Source organism: Serpentinimonas sp. SSL01, from assembly GCF_056323735.1.
On sequence record NZ_CM150487.1, the window covers coordinates 1,005,089 to 1,021,981 of the forward strand.

Here is a 16,893-nt window from a genome sequence, read left to right on the forward strand (position 1 = left end):
AACCATGCAGATCGCAGACAAGGTATTCATCGTCACCGGGGCGGCCTCGGGGCTGGGTGAGGGCACGGCGCGCCACCTATCCAGCTTGGGCGGCCGGGTGCTGTTGGCCGACCTCAAGGTTGAGGCCGGACAGGCGCTGGCGCATGAAATCGGCGGCGTGTTTGTGCGCTGCGACGTCTCCAGCGAGGCCGACGGGCTGGCGGTGGTGCAGCGCGCCTGCGAGCTGGGCACCTTGGCGGGTTTGGTCAACTGCGCCGGCATAGCGCCGGCGGCCAAAACCGTGGGCAAAGACGGCGCGCACGAGCTGGCGCTGTTTGCCCAAACCCTGCAAGTCAATCTGCTCGGCAGCTTCAACATGATCCGCCTGGCCGCCGCCGCCATGAGCCGCAACGCGCCCGAGCCCAGCGGCGAGCGCGGCGTGCTCATCTCCACCGCCTCGGTGGCCGCCTACGACGGCCAGATCGGCCAAGCCGCCTACGCCGCCTCCAAGGGCGGCATCGTGGGCATGACGCTGCCGATCGCGCGCGACCTGGCGCGCAGCGGCATCCGCAACATGACGATTGCCCCCGGCATCTTTGGCACGCCGATGCTCTTTGGCATGCCGCAAGAGCTGCAAGACGCGCTCGCCGCCAGCGTGCCCTTCCCCTCGCGCTTGGGGCGGCCGCTGGATTACGCGCGGCTGGTTCAGCACATCATCGAAAACGAGATGCTCAACGGCGAAGTGATCCGCCTCGACGGCGCGATCCGGCTGCCGCCACGCTAAAAAGGCGACTGCGCGCCCGTGGCCGCCGGGTTTGGGCATTGAGTCAAGCCCCTGCCGCCATCGTGGGGCCGGGGAGCGCTAAGATAGGCCAACTCTTAGCCTTCCCCTCTTGCCAGCCATGACGGCCTCCACCCCCCAAGAAATCGCGCGCGAGGCGGTCAAGCGCCTGACGGCGCGCAAACTGCCCCCCACGCCCGAGAATTTTCAAACCTTCTACCACGAGGTGGCGGGCACGCGACCGCTCAAGCCGTTTCCGCTCGAAAACCTGCGCCAGATCGCGCAGGCCCTGCCCGAGGCCACCCCGGCCCAGCAGCGCTTCAAGTCGCAGTTTGGCAAGGCGGTATCCATGCACAGCTGGGACGACTTGGAGCGGGTGCTCTCGCAGCAACTGCGCAACCAAAGCGCCAGCACCGAAACGCCGGCGCCCACCCCGGTGGCGCTCGCACCCGTGGTGCAGGAGCAAGAACGCTTCCCGCCCGAACTGCTCGAGCAGATGGCGCGCATCGTGGGCAACGCCCTGCCCGCCGTGGGCAACGACGACCGCAAAGTGGTCGAATTGGCCGACGAGTTGATCAATTACCTGCGCCTGCCCGAGCAGCACCCGCCCTCGTTGCGCAAGCTCATGGCCGATTTTGCCTTCAGGCTCTCGTTTGTGGCCGAAGAGCAGGCCGCCATCCGTGAAACGCTGCTCAAGCTGCTGCACGGCGTGCTCGACAACGTGCGCGTGGTCAACCTCGAGCAGCCGTGGCTGCAAAAGCAGCTCGGCGCACTGATCGACGTGGCTCAGCCGCCCTTGTCGATCCGCCGGCTTGAGGACGCGCAGTCGCGCCTCAAAGACCTCACGCGTTTGCAGCTCGATACCAAGGAGCAGATGATCGTGGCGCAAAACGCCATGAAAGAAACCTTGGCCGTGTTCATGCAGCGTTTGTCCGAAACCGCCGCCAACAGCCAGCAGTACCAGCAGCGCTTTGAGCACTTTGCGCACCAGCTCGAGCGCTCCACCAGCTTGGCTGAAATCACGCCCGTGCTGCAGCAAGCGATCCAATCGGCGCGCACCCTGGCGCTCGACAGCCAGCGCACTGGCGACGATCTGGGGGGCTTGCGCGAGCGCGCGATCCAAGCCGAAGCCCAAGTCGAGCAGCTGCGCCTCGAGCTGCAGCGCATGAGCGATCAAGCCAGCCACGACCTGCTCACCGGCGCCCTCAACCGCAAGGGCATGGCCGAGGCGCTGGAGCGCGAAACCGCACGCGCCCAGCGCAGCGGCACCCGGCTTTGCCTGGCGCTGCTAGACCTTGACGACTTCAAGCGCCTCAACGACAGCTGGGGGCACTTGGCTGGCGACGCGGCGCTGCAGCACCTGGCTACGGTGGCCAAAACCGCACTGCGCCCCCAAGACGCGCTGGCCCGCTACGGCGGCGAGGAGTTCGTCATCCTTTTGCCCGACACCGATCCCGATGACGCCGTCGAAGTGGTGCGCCGGGTGCAGCGCGAGCTCACCACCCAGTTGTTCATGAGCGGCAGCGAGCGCTTGCTCATCACCTTCAGCGCTGGCGTGACCCAAATGCATAGCGAAGAAAACTTTGAGCAAGCGATCGAACGCGCCGACCAAGCCATGTACGCCGCCAAACGGGCCGGCAAAAACCGTGTCCTGCGCGCTTAAGACTGCCCCGTCGTGAGCATTCCACAAGCCTTTTTGCAAGAGCTGCTGGCCCGCGTTGACATCGTCGAAGTCGTGGGCCGCCACGTGGCGCTCAAAAAAGGCGGGGCCAATTATCTGGGCCTTTGCCCGTTTCACGACGAAAAATCACCCTCGTTCACAGTCAGCCCGAGCAAGCAGTTTTTCCACTGCTTTGGCTGCGGCAAAAGCGGCAGCGCGCTCGGCTTTCTGATGGAGCACACCGGCGCCGGCTTCATCGAGGCGGTGCAAGACCTGGCGCAGCAAGCCGGCCTGAGCGTGCCCATGGACGACGAAACGCCCCAGCAGCGGTCCCAGGCAGCGGCGCAGCGCCAGCAGCGCAGCAGCTTGTCCGAGTTGCTGGAAAAAGCCGCGCACGGCTACCAGCAGCAGCTGCGGCTGGCGCCCGCCGCCATCGACTACCTCAAGCGCCGGGGCTTAAGCGGGCAGATTGCCAAAACCTACGGCATCGGCTACGCCCCGGCGCAGTGGCGTTTTTTGTCCACCGTGCTGCCCGACTACCAAAACCCGCTGCTGCTCGAAGCCGGGCTGGTGATCGCCACCGATGCCGAACCCGACCCCCAGGCCGCAACCGAGGCCGGCGCGACGCACAGCGGCAAGCGCTACGACCGCTTCCGCGATCGCATCATGTTCCCGATCCGCAACGTCAAGGGCCAGTGCATCGGCTTTGGCGGCCGGGTGCTGGGAGCGGGCGAGCCCAAATACCTCAATTCGCCCGAAACGCCGCTGTTTTCCAAGGGACGCGAGCTCTATGGCTTGTTCGAGGCGCGCAGCGCTATCCGCCAAGCCGGCTGCGTGCTGGTCACCGAAGGCTACATGGATGTGGTGGCGCTGGCCCAGCACGGCTTGGGCTACGCCGTGGCCACGCTGGGCACCGCCTGCACACCCGAGCAGGTGCGGCTGCTGTTTCGCTTCAGCGACACGGTGGTGTTTGCTTTCGACGGCGACAGCGCCGGCCGCCGTGCCGCGCGCAAGGCCCTGCAGGCCGCCCTGCCCTGGGCCAGCGACACGCGCAGCGTCAAATTTCTGTTCCTGCCGCCCGAGCACGACCCCGACAGCTACGTCCGTGCCCAGGGTGCCCCAGCCTTTGAGCAGGCACTGGCGCAGGCCACCCCCTTGAGCCGCTTTTTGCTCGACGCCGCTGCCGAGGGCTGCGACCTCGATACCCCCGAAGGCCGGGCGCGCCTGGCCAGCCAAGCCGCACCGCTGTGGCAGGCGCTGCCCGAGGGTGCCTTCAAGCACCAGATGCTGCTCGAGCTGTCCGACCGGGTGGCCCTAGACGGGCGCGATCTGCTCGCGCTCTGGCAGCCCAAGTTCGGCCAGCCCCAGACCCGGCAATCCAAAACCGCGCAGGCACCCCGTGCGCGCCGCGCCAGTGCGGGCACCACAACCCACCTAAGTCAGCCGCACAGCCCAGCCGCGGGGGCGGCCACCGAGGCGGCAGCCGATGCGCTCGAGGACGGCTTCGCAGAACGCCCATCACACCAAGCGGACTTTCCGGCCGCCCTACCCCCGGCGGGTGCACGAAACTCATTGCGCTGGCCTGGGGCGGGCGGGCGCACTCAAGGTTTGCTGCGGCGCACCCCACGCGGCTTGCTTGGGCGCGCCGACCGGGTGGCGCGCATCGTGCTGGCCAGTCCGCAGGCCTGGGATTGGCTCAGTGCCGACGACCACCAGTTGCTGGCCCAGCAGCCGGCACCGCATGGCGCGCTGTTTGCTTGGCTCGAAGCCCAGTGGCTGGAGCACGGTCCGCAACCTTGGGCGGCGCTGCGCGAAGGGCTGCGCCGCCAGCCTTTCGAGGCGCTGGCGCTGGATTTGCACACCGGCGGCATGGCGCTCGAGCCGCCTGCTGCTGCCCGCACCGACGTGGCGCTTGAACGCCCCGACCCCAGCGATGAGGCCGAATCCGGCGACCTGCGCAGCGAACTGCGTGAACTGCTGCGTATGTTGCACATCGAGCGGCTCAAGCAGCTCGAAACCGAGTTCATCGCCCACGCCGCAACCGACGCCGCGCAGATGCAGCGCTACCGCGAGGTCACGGCGCAGCGCATGGCCCTGCAAAACACCAAGCAATAAGGCAGCCGTGGCGCTCCCGCGCATGCTTCGTGCGGATGGTTCTGCCACAGTACAAATCTCAAGTATTGTTTGTTCGACACCTTACAATTGAGGGTGTTTCTAAGGATTGAACAGGCCTTGCGGTTGAATTCAAATCGTTGTGGTTGGTAACTGGAAGCGTGGCAGAGTGGTCTATTGCACCGGTCTTGAAAACCGGCAACGGGCAACCGTTCGTGAGTTCGAATCTCACCGCTTCCGCCAGAATGCAAGCATTTACAACACTTTGGGCGGCATCAAAGTCCTAGCAAAAACAGGCGTTTAGTTCCGCGAGCGGGTGGTTTGGTTGCCGGCTTGCTCGCGGTTGCACCAAGAGGCTTGGGGGTTTAGCCCTAGCCCCACCAGCCCACTTCAATGCCGGAAGTGGCGCACCCCGGTAAACACCATCGCTAGGCCGCGCTCGTTGGCGGCGTCGATCACCTCTTGGTCGCGCATGGAGCCACCGGGTTGGATGATGCAGCGCGCACCGGCGTCGGCCACGGCATCGAGCCCGTCGCGGAACGGGAAAAAGGCATCGCTGGCCACCACCGAGCCCTGCAAAGACAAACCCGCATGCGCCGCCTTGACGCCCGCAATGCGCGCCGAATCCAGGCGGCTCATCTGCCCTGCCCCCACCCCCAACGTCATGCCGTCGCGGCAAAACACGATCGCGTTGGACTTCACGTACTTGGCCACTTTCCAAGCAAACAGCAGGTCGTCGAGCTGCGTCGGCGTGGGCTGCAGCGCCGTCACGGTTTTTAGGTCGCTGCGCTGCAGCTCGAAGTTATCGGCCGTCTGCAGCAGCAGGCCCGAACCCACGCGCTTGATGTCGATGGCGTTGCGCCCGCGCGCCCAGTCGCTGGCATCGGTCTGCGCCAGCGCTGGCAGGGCGATCTTGAGCAGGCGCACATTGGCCTTGGACTTGAACACCGCCAGCGCCTCGGGCGTGAAGTCGGGGGCGATCAGCACCTCGACGAACTGCTTGGACACCGCCTGCGCCGCGGCGCCGTCGAGCACCCGGTTGAAGGCGATGATGCCGCCAAAGGCGCTGGTCGGGTCGGTCTGGAAGGCCTTTTCGTAGGCCTGCTGCGCGCTCGCACCCACCGCCACGCCACAGGGATTGGCGTGCTTGACGATGACGCAGGCTGGCACGTCGAAACTTTTGACGCATTCCCAAGCCGCATCGGCGTCGGCCAGGTTGTTGTACGACAGCTCTTTGCCCTGCAACTGCGTGCCCGTGACCAGCGAGCCCGGGGCTGGATCGAGGTCGCGGTAGTAAGCGGCCTGCTGGTGCGGGTTTTCGCCGTAGCGCAAATCTTGCAGCTTGACGAAGCGGCCATTGCTCTGACCAGGAAAAAGCAAGCGTGGCGGCACCGCAGCACCCGACGGTACGCCGGCTGACAAGTCCAGAGCCGACAGATAATCGCTGATGGCGCCATCATAATGGCTGATGCGGTTAAAAGCCGCCACCGCCAATTGCAAGCGGGTGCGCTCGCTCAAGCCCCCGTCTTGCAGCTCGGACAGCAACAACGGGTACTGACTGGCGTCGGTGAGCACGGCCACATCGCGCCAGTTTTTGGCCGCCGAGCGCACCATCGCCGGGCCGCCGATATCGATGTTTTCAATCGCCTCATCGAGCGTGCAGCCAGCTTGTGCCACCGTGGCCTCGAAGGGGTAGAGGTTGACCACCAAAATGTCGATGGTGCCGATGCCCTGCGCTTGCAGCGCCGCCATGTGCTCGGGCCGCTCGCGCCGCGCCAGCAAGCCGCCGTGCACCGTGGGGTGCAGAGTTTTCACGCGGCCATCGAGCATTTCGGGGAAGCCGGTGAGCTCGGCCACCTCGGTCACGGGCAGGCCGTCTTGGGCCAGCAGGCGCGCTGTGCCGCCGGTTGAGATGAGCTGCACGCCCAGCGCGTGCAGGCCGCGCGCGAGGTCGAGTAGGCCGGATTTGTCAGAGACCGAGAGCAGGGCTTTCATGGGCAACATTCACTTAAAACAAAAATCAAAAATCGAGCAAGCCGTGTTCCTGCAGCTTTTTGCGCAAGGTGTTGCGGTTCAGGCCCAGCCATTGTGCGGCGCGGGATTGGTTGCCGCCGGCGCGCGCCAGCACCACCTCGAGCAGCGGTTTTTCGACCGTGCGCAGCAGCATGTCGTGCATATTGGCCGGCTCGCTGGCACCCAGATCTTTGAAATAGGCGTCGATGTTGGCGCGCACACTGTCAGGCAAGTTTTGGGCGGTTGGGGGGCTCATGCGGCCAGCCTCCATTGAGGGTCGGGGGTGGGCTCGGCGGTGCGCTCAGAGGCGCACTCAAACCACGCCTGCACGCAGCGCAGCTGTTGCGCGGCGGTTTCAGCGCGGTTCACGGCCTGCCTGAACTCGGCCAGCTGCAGCGCCGAATCGGCGAGGGAGCGCGCGTACCAGCCCAGGTGCTTGCGTGCGCTGCGCACGCCGCTGTGCTCGCCATAAAGCTGGTAGTGCTCGAGCAGGTGCGCGCGCAGCAGCCGGCTCAGTTCGGCTGCGTCCGGTTCCGGCAGATGCGCGCCAGTGGCCAAATAGTGCGCGATCTCGCGAAACAACCACGGCCGGCCTTGGGCGGCGCGGCCGATCATGATCGCGTCACAGCCGGTGGCCGCCATCACCGCGTGCGCCTGCTCGGGGCTGTCGATGTCGCCGTTGGCCACCACCGGGATGCGCAGCGCCGCCTTCACCGCTGCCGCAGTGTGGTGCTCGGCCTGGCCCTTGTAGCCCTGCGCGCGCGTGCGCCCGTGCAGCACGACCATCTGCACCCCAGCGGCCTCGGCAGCGCGCGCCAGTTGCAGCGCGTTTTTTTCGGCCTCGCACCAGCCGGTGCGCATTTTGAGCGTCACCGGCACGCCGTGCGGCAGGCAGGCCGCCACCACCGCCTCGATGATCGCCAGCGCGCGCGGCGGGTCTTGCATCAGGGCCGATCCAGCCCACTGGTTGCACACCTTTTTGGCCGGGCACCCCATGTTGATGTCGATGATCTGCGCACCACGGTCGATGTTGCTGCGCGCCGCATCGGCCATCTGGGCCGGCTCGGTGCCGGCAATCTGCACCGCGATCGGGCCGGGTTCGCCCACATGGTCGAGGCGGCGCAGGGTTTTGAGGCTGTCGCGCAGCTCGGGCCGGGCGCTGATCATCTCGCTCACCGCGTAGCCCGCACCCAGCTGCTTGCACAGGGAGCGAAAAGGCCGATCCGTGACCCCGGCCATGGGGGCGACGAACAGGGTGTTGTCGAGCGTGTAAGGGCCGATGCGCATTAATAAAACCGCAAAAATAGCCACCCGGCAGCGCCACCTCGAGGGGCGCGCACGGTGCAGCGGCTGCCAATAAATTGAGCAGTCTATTGTACCCGGCGCACTCTGCCCGCTTGACCCTTGCCCGCTTGACCCGCTTGACCCTTGCCCGCTTGACCCGCTTGACCCGCTTGAAGCCTTCGCTGCCAACCCGCCTCCATAAAGCCAGACCCCACAACCCAAGTTGGTCGGTGGCAACCCAGCGCCGCCTGCCGCGCCCGCCGCGTCACCCTTATACTGGCCCCACGATGGAAGCTGTGCTGTGGTCGATCTTGGATGCCTTGCGTCTGCCACAATTTGGCCTGACGACGGTGTTTGTGGTCGCCTATCTGTCGGCCACTTTGCTGCCATTGGGTTCGGTGCCGGTGGTGCTGGGCGTGATCAAGCTCAACCCCGAGCTCTATTGGCCGGTGATGCTGGTGGCCACGGCCGGCAACACCTTGGGCGCCATCACCAACTGGCTGGTGGGCTACGGTGCCCATTCGGCGGTGGACAAGGCGCGCGGCTCGGCCACCCACGTCAAGGCGCTCGAGTGGCTGCGCCGTTTTGGCCCCAAGGCCTGCTTGGTGAGTTGGTTGCCGGGCATCGGCGACCCGCTGTGCGCGGTGGCCGGCTGGTTGCGGCTGCCTTTTTGGCCCTGCGTGTTTTACATCGGGTTGGGCATGTTTTTGCGCTACTTAACCTTTATCTCGGCCCTGCTGTGGCTGCTGCCCGACGAGTGGGCCGAATTTTTGGGTTGATTTTTGGCTTGACACCCACCGCGAGCTCACGCAAGCGCATCGAGCCCAAAAGCCGCGACCATGCGTGCGCGCAGCTCCAACCAGAGGCGCTGCAATTCGGGCCAATCGGCGCGCTCGGCCTCGAGTTGCAAGGCGTGCGCCAAAGGGCTGATTTCGGTATAGCCCAAAGTGTTGAGCACGCCCTTGAGGCTGTGCGCCAAACGACTGAACGCGGCTCGGTCCTGCTGCGCCACCAACAAAGCGGCAGCGAGCTGGAAATCGTGCACAAACTGCTCGATGCAAGCGTCACGAAAGGCCAAATACAGGTCGCTGTCGTTGTCGAACAGGCTCTGCAAGGCCACCTGCTCGCACCGAGGCAAGCGCAGTACCTCGCTGCCCTCCGGTAAAGCCGGCAACGAACACGGCTTGGGGGGCACTTGCTCCACCAGAATCCCTTTAGCCCGCGGGCTGCTGACCAGATTTGCCAGCGGCCTTGGCCTTGGGCTTGCTGGATCTGGCTTTGCTGGCTTTGGCTTTGACGGGAGGTGGTTCGCTAGGGGCTAGAGCCAACGCACCGCCGTTGGCCGCAGGCGCTGGCTCTTCGGCAGCGTCTTTGTTGGCCAGCAAATGGCCCAGCGCCGCCTCGATCAGCGGCGGCAGTTCCTGCACCAGACGCGGCTTGTGCACCACGTCCACCCCGTCCAAGGCGGCGGCATAGGGTTCGCGCTGCTGCGCATCGAGCGCCGTGAGCACGACCAGTTTGCAATTGCCGAACAGGGCGTGGTTGCGCAACCCGGTGATGAGCGTGGCGCCGTCCATGCCCGGCAACAGAATATCGACGATGATCAGGTCGGGCTGCAGGTGACCGAAGGAGACCAAACCGGCAATGGCGTCGGCGGACACGTGCAATTCGATGGCCGGGTAGCGCTGCTTGACCAGCGTCGACACCAAGCCTTGAAAGTGCGCCGAATCTTCGATCAGCAAAATGCGCGGCACGTGCACCGAATGGCGGCGCCGCCCGCTGGGGCGCAGCGACGCGCCGCCGTGCATGGCCGCCACGCCCGTGACGCCGGCGCGGCTGCCCTTGATCCAGCGCTCGAGCGAGTCGCGCGTGATGCGCCGGTGCCCGCCCGGGGTCTTCCACGCCTGCAGATCGCCCCGATCGACCATCAGTTGCACCGACCGCACGGCCATCCCGAGCATTTTGGCCACCTCCAGCGTGGTGTAGTAGGCGCCGGAGGACATGTCAACAGAGTTGTTTGTGTAATTCATGGGCGTATTCTGCAACAAATGGCACATTCAGCGCAAGACTGTTTTTAGTAATTTTGTCGGAAATGAGGGCGGCATGTAGCGTATATAGCCGGAAGCGCTTAGGCGAGCGACTTGAAGCGCACGCGCTTGGGCCGCGCGCCCTCCTCGCCCAGGCGGCGTTGCTTGTCGGCTTCATACTCGGTGAAGTTGCCGTCGAAAAACACCCACTGGCTGTCGCCCTCGTAGGCCAGGATGTGGGTGCAGATGCGATCCAAGAACCAGCGGTCGTGGCTGATGACCATGGCGCTGCCGGCGAACTCGAGCAGCGCCTCTTCGAGCGCGCGCAGGGTTTCGACGTCGAGGTCGTTGGAGGGCTCGTCGAGCATGAGCACGTTGCCGCCCAGCGCCAGCGTCTTGGCCAGGTGCAGCCGCCCGCGTTCACCGCCCGAGAGGTTTTTGACCAGCTTTTGCTGGTCGTTGCCCTTGAAGTTGAAGCGCCCCAGATAGGCCCGGCTGGGCATCACGAACTTGCCCACGGTGATGTTGTCGAGCCCGCCCGAGACATCCTCCCACACCGTTTTTTCGCCGGCCAGCGATTCGCGGCTTTGGTCCACAAAAGCCAGCTGCGCGGTCTTGCCGATGACGATCGAGCCGCTGTCGGGCTGCTCCTTGCCTTGGATCATGCGAAACAGGGTCGATTTGCCGGCGCCGTTGGGGCCGATGATGCCGACGATGGCGCCGGCCGGCACGGCAAAACTCAGTTTGTCGATCAGCAGCCGATCGCCAAAGGACTTGCTCACGCCGTGGAACTCGATCACTTGCGCGCCCAAGCGCTCGGCCACGGGGATGAAGATCTCGTTGGTCTCGTTGCGGCGCTGGTAGTCCACGTCCGACAGCTCTTCGAAGCGCGCCAGCCGCGCCTTGCTCTTGGCTTGGCGCCCCTTGGCGTTGGCGCGCACCCACTTGAGCTCTTCTTTCATGGCGCGCATGCGCGCGTCTTCGCTCTTTTGTTCGCTCTCGAGACGGCGCTCTTTCTGCTCCAGCCAGTCGGTGTAGTTGCCTTTGTAGGGGATGCCGTGGCCGCGGTCGAGCTCCAAAATCCATTCGGCGGCGTTGTCGAGGAAGTAGCGATCGTGGGTGATGGCCACCACCGTGCCCGAAAAACGCTTGAGGAACTGCTCGAGCCAGTGCACGCTTTCGGCGTCCAAGTGGTTGGTGGGTTCGTCGAGCAGCAGCATGTCGGGGCGGCTGAGCAACAGGCGGCACAGCGCCACGCGGCGTTTTTCACCGCCCGAGAGGTTTTTGATCAGCGCCTCCCAAGGCGGCAGATTCAGCGCGTCGGCCGCCAGCTCGAGCTGCAGCTCGGAATTTTCGGAGCCCGAAGCCGAGATGATGGCCTCGAGCTCGGCTTGCTCGGCGGCTAGGGCGTCAAAGTCGGCATCGGGTTCGGCGTAGGCGGCATAGACCTCCTCGAGGCGCGCCTTGGCCGCCAGCGCGCCGCCGATGCCCTCTTGCACCGCCTCGCGCACGCTTTGCTCAGGGTTGATCTGTGGCTCTTGCGGCAGGTAGCCGATGCGGATGCCGGGCATGGGCACGGCCTCGCCTTCGATCTCTTTGTCCACCCCGGCCATGATCTTGAGCAGGGTCGATTTGCCCGAGCCGTTGAGGCCCAGCACGCCGATCTTGGCGCCGGGAAAGAAGCTGAGCGAGATGTCTTTCAAGATCTGGCGCTTGGGCGGCACCGTCTTGCAGACGCGGTTCATGGAGAAAACGTATTGGGCCATGGGCAGTGCAAAAATTAGAGAAGTGCAAGATACGCCACACCCCAAGTGCAGCTATGCGTCGATTATGCGCTGCCCAAGCCAGTTTGCGCCGCTTTGTGCCACAATCGGGGCAGCGTGCACCCGCATTCGGTGCCGCTGCAGCGCCATGCTGGGGCTGGTTTGTGTAGGTTTGCGCTCCGCTGCCCTTGAGGCCACGGGCACGAATCCATTCAGCCCAACCCGATTTTGCTCCCATCTGCCCATGATTGCCCTTGCCCCACGCGGCGCAGGGAGTGGCCGATACCCCCGATGCGCCCGCCTATGGGCGCCAACTAGACCCATGACTTTTGATGAACTGAACTTGGTCCCGGCACTGCTGGACGCCGTGCGCGAGCAAGGCTACACCCAACCCACTCCGGTGCAGGCGCAAGCCATACCGCTGGTGCTGGCCGGCCACGATTTGCTCGCCGGCGCCCAGACCGGCACCGGCAAAACCGCCGCCTTCACGCTGCCACTGCTGCAGCGCCTGCACGGCGGCGCCAAGGGCAGCGAAGGCCAAGCGGCCCACGACGCCCCCAAGCGCGGCCAGTCGCGCCCCATCCGCGCCCTGGTGCTCACCCCCACGCGCGAGCTCGCGGCGCAGGTGGAAGAATCGGTGCGCGTCTATGGCAAGCACCTGCACCTGAAATCGACCGTGATTTTTGGCGGCGTCGGCATGAACCCGCAGATCGACAAGCTGGCCCGCGGTGTCGATGTGCTGGTCGCCACCCCGGGGCGGCTGCTCGATCTGGTGGATCAGGGGCGCTTGGATCTGTCCAAAGTGGAAATCCTGGTGCTCGACGAAGCCGACCGCATGCTCGACATGGGCTTCATCCACGATGTGAAAAAAATCCTGCGCCTGCTGCCAGCGGCCAAGCAGAGCCTGCTGTTTTCGGCCACCTTCAGCGACGAGATCCGCGAACTGGCCAACGGCTTGCTGCGCAACCCCCAGCACATTCAGGTCACGCCGCCCAACACCACGGTGCAGCGCATCGTCCAGACCATCCACCCGGTGGGGCGCGGCAAAAAGAAGGCGTTGCTGGCGCACATCATCAAAGAGCACGACTGGAGCCAAGTGCTGGTGTTCACACGCACCAAGTTTGGCGCCAACAACGTGGCCGACTACCTCAATGCCCACGGCATCGGCGCCATGGCGCTGCACGGCAACAAGAGCCAGAGCGCGCGCACCCAGGCGCTGGCCGACTTCAAGAGCGGCAGCATCCGCGCCCTGGTGGCCACCGACATCGCGGCGCGCGGCATCGACATCGACGACTTGCCGCACGTGGTCAACTACGACATCCCCAATGTGTGCGAAGACTACGTGCACCGCATCGGCCGCACCGGGCGCGCCGGTGCCGAGGGCGCTGCCGTGAGCCTGGTGAGCCTGGACGAAGAAGGCTTCATGATGGCGATCGAGAAGTTCACCAAGCAGCAGATCGCGGTGCAGGCCTTCCCCGAGTTCATGCCCGAAGCCGACGAAAAAGCCGAACCCATCGCCATGGGGCGCCAAACCCTGTGGGGTGGGGCCGGCAAACCGCCCGGCCGCGAAGTGATGGCCGCCGCCGGCCGCGCGGCGCGCAAAGAAATGACCGACCGCGTGCGCGACAGCAAAGGCGGCGGACGCAATGCCAAGCCCGCGCATCCGCGCGCCGGCGCCCACCCGGCGCGGCCCGCACCGCAGCGCGCAGCGGCCGCGCCCGTGGTCCGCGACGACGACTACGATGACGACGCCCCACCACCGCGCCACGCCGACCCCTTGGCCCCGGCGCGGCCGGCCAACGCCGCCGGGCGGCGCCGCAACCCGCGCCCAAATGGCGGCGGAGGCTTCGGCCCCTCCGGCCCGCGCAGCCAAGCCCCCGGTAGCGGGCCACGCCAAGGCGCAGGCCAAGGCCCGGCGCGCAGCCGCGGAGCCGGCAGCGCGGGTGCAGCCGGCCCCGGCGGCCCGGCGCGCCAGCCCGACCCGCTGCGCACCGGTATCGACGCTCTGGGCCAGCGCGGCGGAGGTGGCGGCAACCGCTCACGCAGCGGCGGCGGTGGGGGTGGAGGGGGTGGCGGCCAAGGCGGCATCGACCCGCTGCGCACCCGTTTTGGCCGCATCAAATAAGGAGTGAAGGATGCGCATTTTGCACACCATGCTGCGCGTCGGCGATCTGGAGCGCTCGATCGCCTTTTACACCCAAGTGCTGGGCATGGCGCTGCTGCGCCGCTCCGAAAACCCCGAGCACCGCTACTCGCTGGCGTTTCTAGGCTTTGAGGGCGGCAACCCCGGCCAAGCCGAAATCGAGCTCACCTACAACTGGGGCGTGACGCAGTACGAGCACGGCAGCGCCTACGGCCACATCGCCATCGGCGTGCCCGACGCCTACGCGGCCTGCGAACGCATCAAAGCCGCCGGCGGCCGCATCACGCGCGAAGCCGGCCCGGTACTGGGCGGCAGCACCGTGATCGCCTTCGTGACCGACCCCGACGGCTACAAAATCGAGTTGATACAAACCAAATCAGTACTTTATTCTGACGGACGCCATTCGGACGCTAAAAACACCGATCCGCTGCGCAGCGCGTAGCAGATAGGCAACGCAAGAATCTGAATGGAATGCTTTCGTATCGACGAGAGTGGCTACACGGGCTTCGATTTGCTGAACCCGGAACAGCGCTTTCAAGGGGCAACGGCCATCGCGATCAGCAATGAGGAAGCCGTGCGCCTGATCCGTGAGCATTTTCCCAAGCTACAGGCACCTGAACTCAAGTACCATTCGCTAGCGCGTCGGCCCGCCTATCGCCGACCGCTCCTAGAGATGCAGCGCGTCGTGCTGGCCCAGCACAAGTGCGTGACCTACGTCTGCAACAAGCGCTACCTGTTGTTGCTGATGTTCTTAGACTACGCCGTCGAGCCCTTCTACAACGAACGCGGGCTCGACTTCTACGAGGACGGCCAGAACTACTTGCTGGCATCGCTGCTCTACACCGTCGGACCGACCCTGCTGGGCAAAGAGGCATTCGATGCCTTGTTGGCAGCCTTCCAGCGCGCAGTCAAGGAGAAATCCCAGGACGCTCTGCACGAACTAGTGTTGGCGGCTAGGCGTCTCAAGTTGCGCGAGCTGCCCGAAGCCTTGGGGCCGCTGGCACAGGCATCCCCGGAATGCCTGTCGGCCATCGCCACTCCCGGAGTTACAACAGATGTGGCGATGGTGGTACTGCAGTCGCTGATCAGCCGAATGGAAGTCATGGCGAATGGGGCATACCGCGTCGAGCACGACCAGTCCAAGAACCTGCTGACCTACCACGCCTTGCTCCAGCGCTACATCTACCACGAGCAAGAGGTCGAGTTCAAGCTTACCCAGATCACGAGCATCAAATTCCCTCTGAAGCTTTCCTCGGTCACACAGGTCGACTCCAAGGCCAATCCCGCAGTGCAGGTTGCCGACGTCATGATTGGGGCCGCCATCGAGGCAGCGAACGGCCTGACGTGCCTCCGCACACCGTTGCTGGACCCTAAGGAGGTGATGTCACTCTATGCAGAGGATCAATTCATCCACATGGTGCCGTCGATCGACTTCGCAGAACAGAAACTGTTCCGGCAAGGTACGCAAGCTGGTCAGGTCATCGATTACTTCGCCTCCAATTTTCACTGGTAGCTCGCAGGCGACAGCATTCCAGTCAAGCTGAAGTCGTGCAGCTTACCCCATTGGTACATCGCGTCAAACTGCACAGTGAATTTCTGCACTTTATCGAATTTTATAAAAAATAGCAATATTTACTGTTCAGAAAAGATGCAAGTTCACACTTACGTTTCGGCGTCCAAAACCGCCCCGCGCCGCCGCGCCCGGGCAGGCGCTCAAAGCGTGTCGGCCCCGCCCAGGTAGGGCCGCAGTGCCGCCGGGATGCCGATGCGGCCGTCGGCGCGTTGGTGGTTTTCGAGCACCGCCACCAGCGTGCGGCCCACCGCCAGACCGGAGCCGTTGAGGGTGTGCAGCCACTCGTTTTTGCCTTGAGCGTTTTTGAAGCGCGCTTGCAGGCGCCGGGCTTGGAAGGCTTCGCAGTTGCTCACCGAGCTGATTTCGCGGTAGGTGGCTTGCGCCGGCAGCCAGACTTCGAGGTCGTGCGTGCGCGCTGCGCCAAAACCCATGTCGCCGCTGCACAGCAGCACCACGCGGTAGGGCAGCTCGAGCAGTTGCAAGATGGTTTCGGCGTGCTGCGTCATTTCGTGCAGCGCCTCTGGGCTGCGCTCGGGGTGCACGATCTGCACCATCTCCACTTTGTCGAACTGGTGTTGGCGGATCAGGCCGCGCGTGTCGCGCCCGGCGCTGCCGGCTTCGGAGCGGAAACACGGGGTGTGGGCGGTGTATTTGAGCGGCAACTCTGCCTCGGGCACGATGCGCTCGCGCACCAGGTTGGTGAGCGTGACCTCGCTCGTGGGGATGAGGTAGAGCGCGCCTTCGTCCTCGCCCTCGACCCCACCTTTTTTGACGGCAAAGAGGTCGGCCTCGAACTTGGGCAACTGGCCGGTGCCGTGCAGCGTGGCGGCGTTGACCACGTAGGGCGTGTAGCACTCGGTGTAGCCGTGGCGCTCGGTCTGCACGTCGAGCATGAACTGCGCCAGCGCCCGGTGCAGCCGCGCCAGCCGCCCCTTGAGCACCACAAAACGCGAGCCGCTGAGCTTGGCGGCGGCCTCGAAATCGAGCCCCAAAGGCTCGCCCAGTTCGACATGGTCGCGCGGCGCGAAACCCAACGGTCTGGGGTTGGCGCCGTAGCCGCCCGCATCACCAGCCGCCGCATCCCCAGCCACTGCGGTCACGCCCTGCCCTGGCGCGGCCGGCCCACCTGAGCGCGGCGGAGCCCAGCGGCGCAGCTCCACGTTGGCGCTTTCGTCGGCGCCCAGCGGCACCTCGGGCTGCGGCAAGTTGGGCAGCGCCAGCAGCATGTCTTGCAACTCGGACTGAATCTGCTCCAGCCGCGCGGCCGAGCGCTCCAGCGCTGCCTTGATCTGGGCCACTTCGGCCATTGCCGCCTCGGCCTCGGCGTGCTGGCCCTGGCCCTTGAGCACGCCGATCTGTTTGGAGCGGCTGTTGCGCTGCGCCTGCAGATCTTCGGTCTGCACCTGCAAGGCTTTGCGCTCATGCTCGAGCGCGCCAAAGGCCTCTACATCGAGGAAGGGTTGCGGGTTTTTGCGGGTTTGCAAGCGGGCAACGACGGCGTCGAGGTCTTTGCGCAGGTGGGTAAGGTCTATCATGGTGGCCTTGATTTTAGGTGCAG

Annotated in this window: 14 protein-coding genes and 1 tRNA gene; 8 read left to right on the forward strand and 7 right to left on the reverse strand. The window is 65.2% G+C overall.

The window, feature by feature from the left end:
- Positions 1-4: 4 nt before the first annotated feature.
- The 4 genes from ACVMK0_RS04860 (at position 5) to ACVMK0_RS04875 (ending at position 4,775) form a co-directional block, all read left to right on the forward strand.
- Entirely contained in the window at positions 5-763 is a 759-nt protein-coding gene (locus ACVMK0_RS04860) for a 3-hydroxyacyl-CoA dehydrogenase (protein WP_476464492.1), read from the forward strand.
- Positions 764-881: 118 nt separating this feature from the next.
- The gene (locus ACVMK0_RS04865; RefSeq protein WP_476464493.1) at positions 882-2,423 is read left to right on the forward strand and encodes a GGDEF domain-containing protein; all 1,542 of its coding nucleotides are present in this window, start codon (positions 882-884) and stop codon (positions 2,421-2,423) included.
- Positions 2,424-2,435: 12 nt separating this feature from the next.
- A complete protein-coding gene (dnaG, locus tag ACVMK0_RS04870; RefSeq protein ID WP_476464494.1) occupies positions 2,436-4,535 on the forward strand; it encodes a DNA primase in 2,100 nt (699 codons plus the stop codon).
- 152 nt (positions 4,536-4,687) lie between these two features.
- Positions 4,688-4,775: transfer RNA gene (locus ACVMK0_RS04875), tRNA-Ser, on the forward strand.
- 147 nt (positions 4,776-4,922) lie between these two features.
- Here the strand turns inward: ACVMK0_RS04875 and purH are convergent.
- Genes purH through dusB form a run of 3 tightly spaced genes read right to left on the reverse strand, consistent with a single transcriptional unit; the run spans position 4,923 to position 7,832 of the window.
- Positions 4,923-6,527 carry a bifunctional phosphoribosylaminoimidazolecarboxamide formyltransferase/IMP cyclohydrolase gene (purH, locus tag ACVMK0_RS04880; RefSeq protein ID WP_476464495.1) on the reverse strand — a complete coding sequence of 535 codons (1,605 nt, stop codon included), beginning with the start codon at positions 6,525-6,527 and terminating at the stop codon, positions 4,923-4,925.
- A gap of 25 nt (positions 6,528-6,552) precedes the next feature.
- Entirely contained in the window at positions 6,553-6,801 is a 249-nt protein-coding gene (locus tag ACVMK0_RS04885; protein WP_045535454.1) for a helix-turn-helix domain-containing protein, read from the reverse strand.
- The gene (gene dusB, locus ACVMK0_RS04890) at positions 6,798-7,832 is read right to left on the reverse strand and encodes a tRNA dihydrouridine synthase DusB (protein WP_476464496.1); all 1,035 of its coding nucleotides are present in this window, start codon (positions 7,830-7,832) and stop codon (positions 6,798-6,800) included. Before dusB ends, ACVMK0_RS04885 begins: the two co-directional genes overlap by 4 nt.
- A gap of 284 nt (positions 7,833-8,116) precedes the next feature.
- Between dusB and ACVMK0_RS04895 the strand changes: the two genes are divergently transcribed.
- Entirely contained in the window at positions 8,117-8,608 is a 492-nt protein-coding gene (locus tag ACVMK0_RS04895; protein ID WP_476464497.1) for a YqaA family protein, read from the forward strand.
- 26 nt (positions 8,609-8,634) lie between these two features.
- On the opposite strand, the gene ACVMK0_RS04900 is transcribed toward ACVMK0_RS04895, so the two are convergent.
- The 3 genes from ACVMK0_RS04900 to ettA all read right to left on the reverse strand — a co-directional run bounded on the left by ACVMK0_RS04900 (position 8,635) and on the right by ettA (position 11,622).
- Positions 8,635-8,943: an Hpt domain-containing protein gene (locus ACVMK0_RS04900; protein ID WP_476464498.1), complete on the reverse strand. Its 309-nt coding sequence runs from the start codon at positions 8,941-8,943 to the stop codon at positions 8,635-8,637.
- A 100-nt stretch (positions 8,944-9,043) separates the two neighbouring features.
- Positions 9,044-9,832: a helix-turn-helix domain-containing protein gene (locus ACVMK0_RS04905; protein WP_476464499.1), complete on the reverse strand. Its 789-nt coding sequence runs from the start codon at positions 9,830-9,832 to the stop codon at positions 9,044-9,046.
- A 125-nt stretch (positions 9,833-9,957) separates the two neighbouring features.
- Positions 9,958-11,622, reverse strand: coding sequence for an energy-dependent translational throttle protein EttA (gene ettA / locus ACVMK0_RS04910; RefSeq protein WP_476464500.1), 1,665 nt, complete (start codon positions 11,620-11,622; stop codon positions 9,958-9,960).
- Between the two features lie 319 nt (positions 11,623-11,941).
- On the opposite strand from ettA, the gene ACVMK0_RS04915 reads away from it, so the two are divergent.
- From ACVMK0_RS04915 to ACVMK0_RS04925, 3 genes are read left to right on the forward strand one after another with little or no spacing between them, the layout of a single operon-like run.
- Positions 11,942-13,744, forward strand: a complete 1,803-nt coding sequence (locus tag ACVMK0_RS04915) for a DEAD/DEAH box helicase (RefSeq protein WP_476464501.1) — start codon at positions 11,942-11,944, stop codon at positions 13,742-13,744.
- A 10-nt stretch (positions 13,745-13,754) separates the two neighbouring features.
- Positions 13,755-14,204 (forward strand): lactoylglutathione lyase, encoded by a 450-nt coding sequence (gloA, locus tag ACVMK0_RS04920; RefSeq protein WP_476464502.1) that lies wholly within the window; start codon positions 13,755-13,757, stop codon positions 14,202-14,204.
- A gap of 24 nt (positions 14,205-14,228) precedes the next feature.
- Positions 14,229-15,275 carry a DUF3800 domain-containing protein gene (locus ACVMK0_RS04925; RefSeq protein ID WP_476464503.1) on the forward strand — a complete coding sequence of 349 codons (1,047 nt, stop codon included), beginning with the start codon at positions 14,229-14,231 and terminating at the stop codon, positions 15,273-15,275.
- 200 nt (positions 15,276-15,475) lie between these two features.
- Here ACVMK0_RS04925 and serS read toward each other — a convergent pair whose 3' ends face one another.
- Positions 15,476-16,870, reverse strand: a complete 1,395-nt coding sequence (gene serS / locus ACVMK0_RS04930; RefSeq protein ID WP_476464504.1) for a serine--tRNA ligase — start codon at positions 16,868-16,870, stop codon at positions 15,476-15,478.
- Between the last annotated feature and the right edge of the window lie 23 nt (positions 16,871-16,893).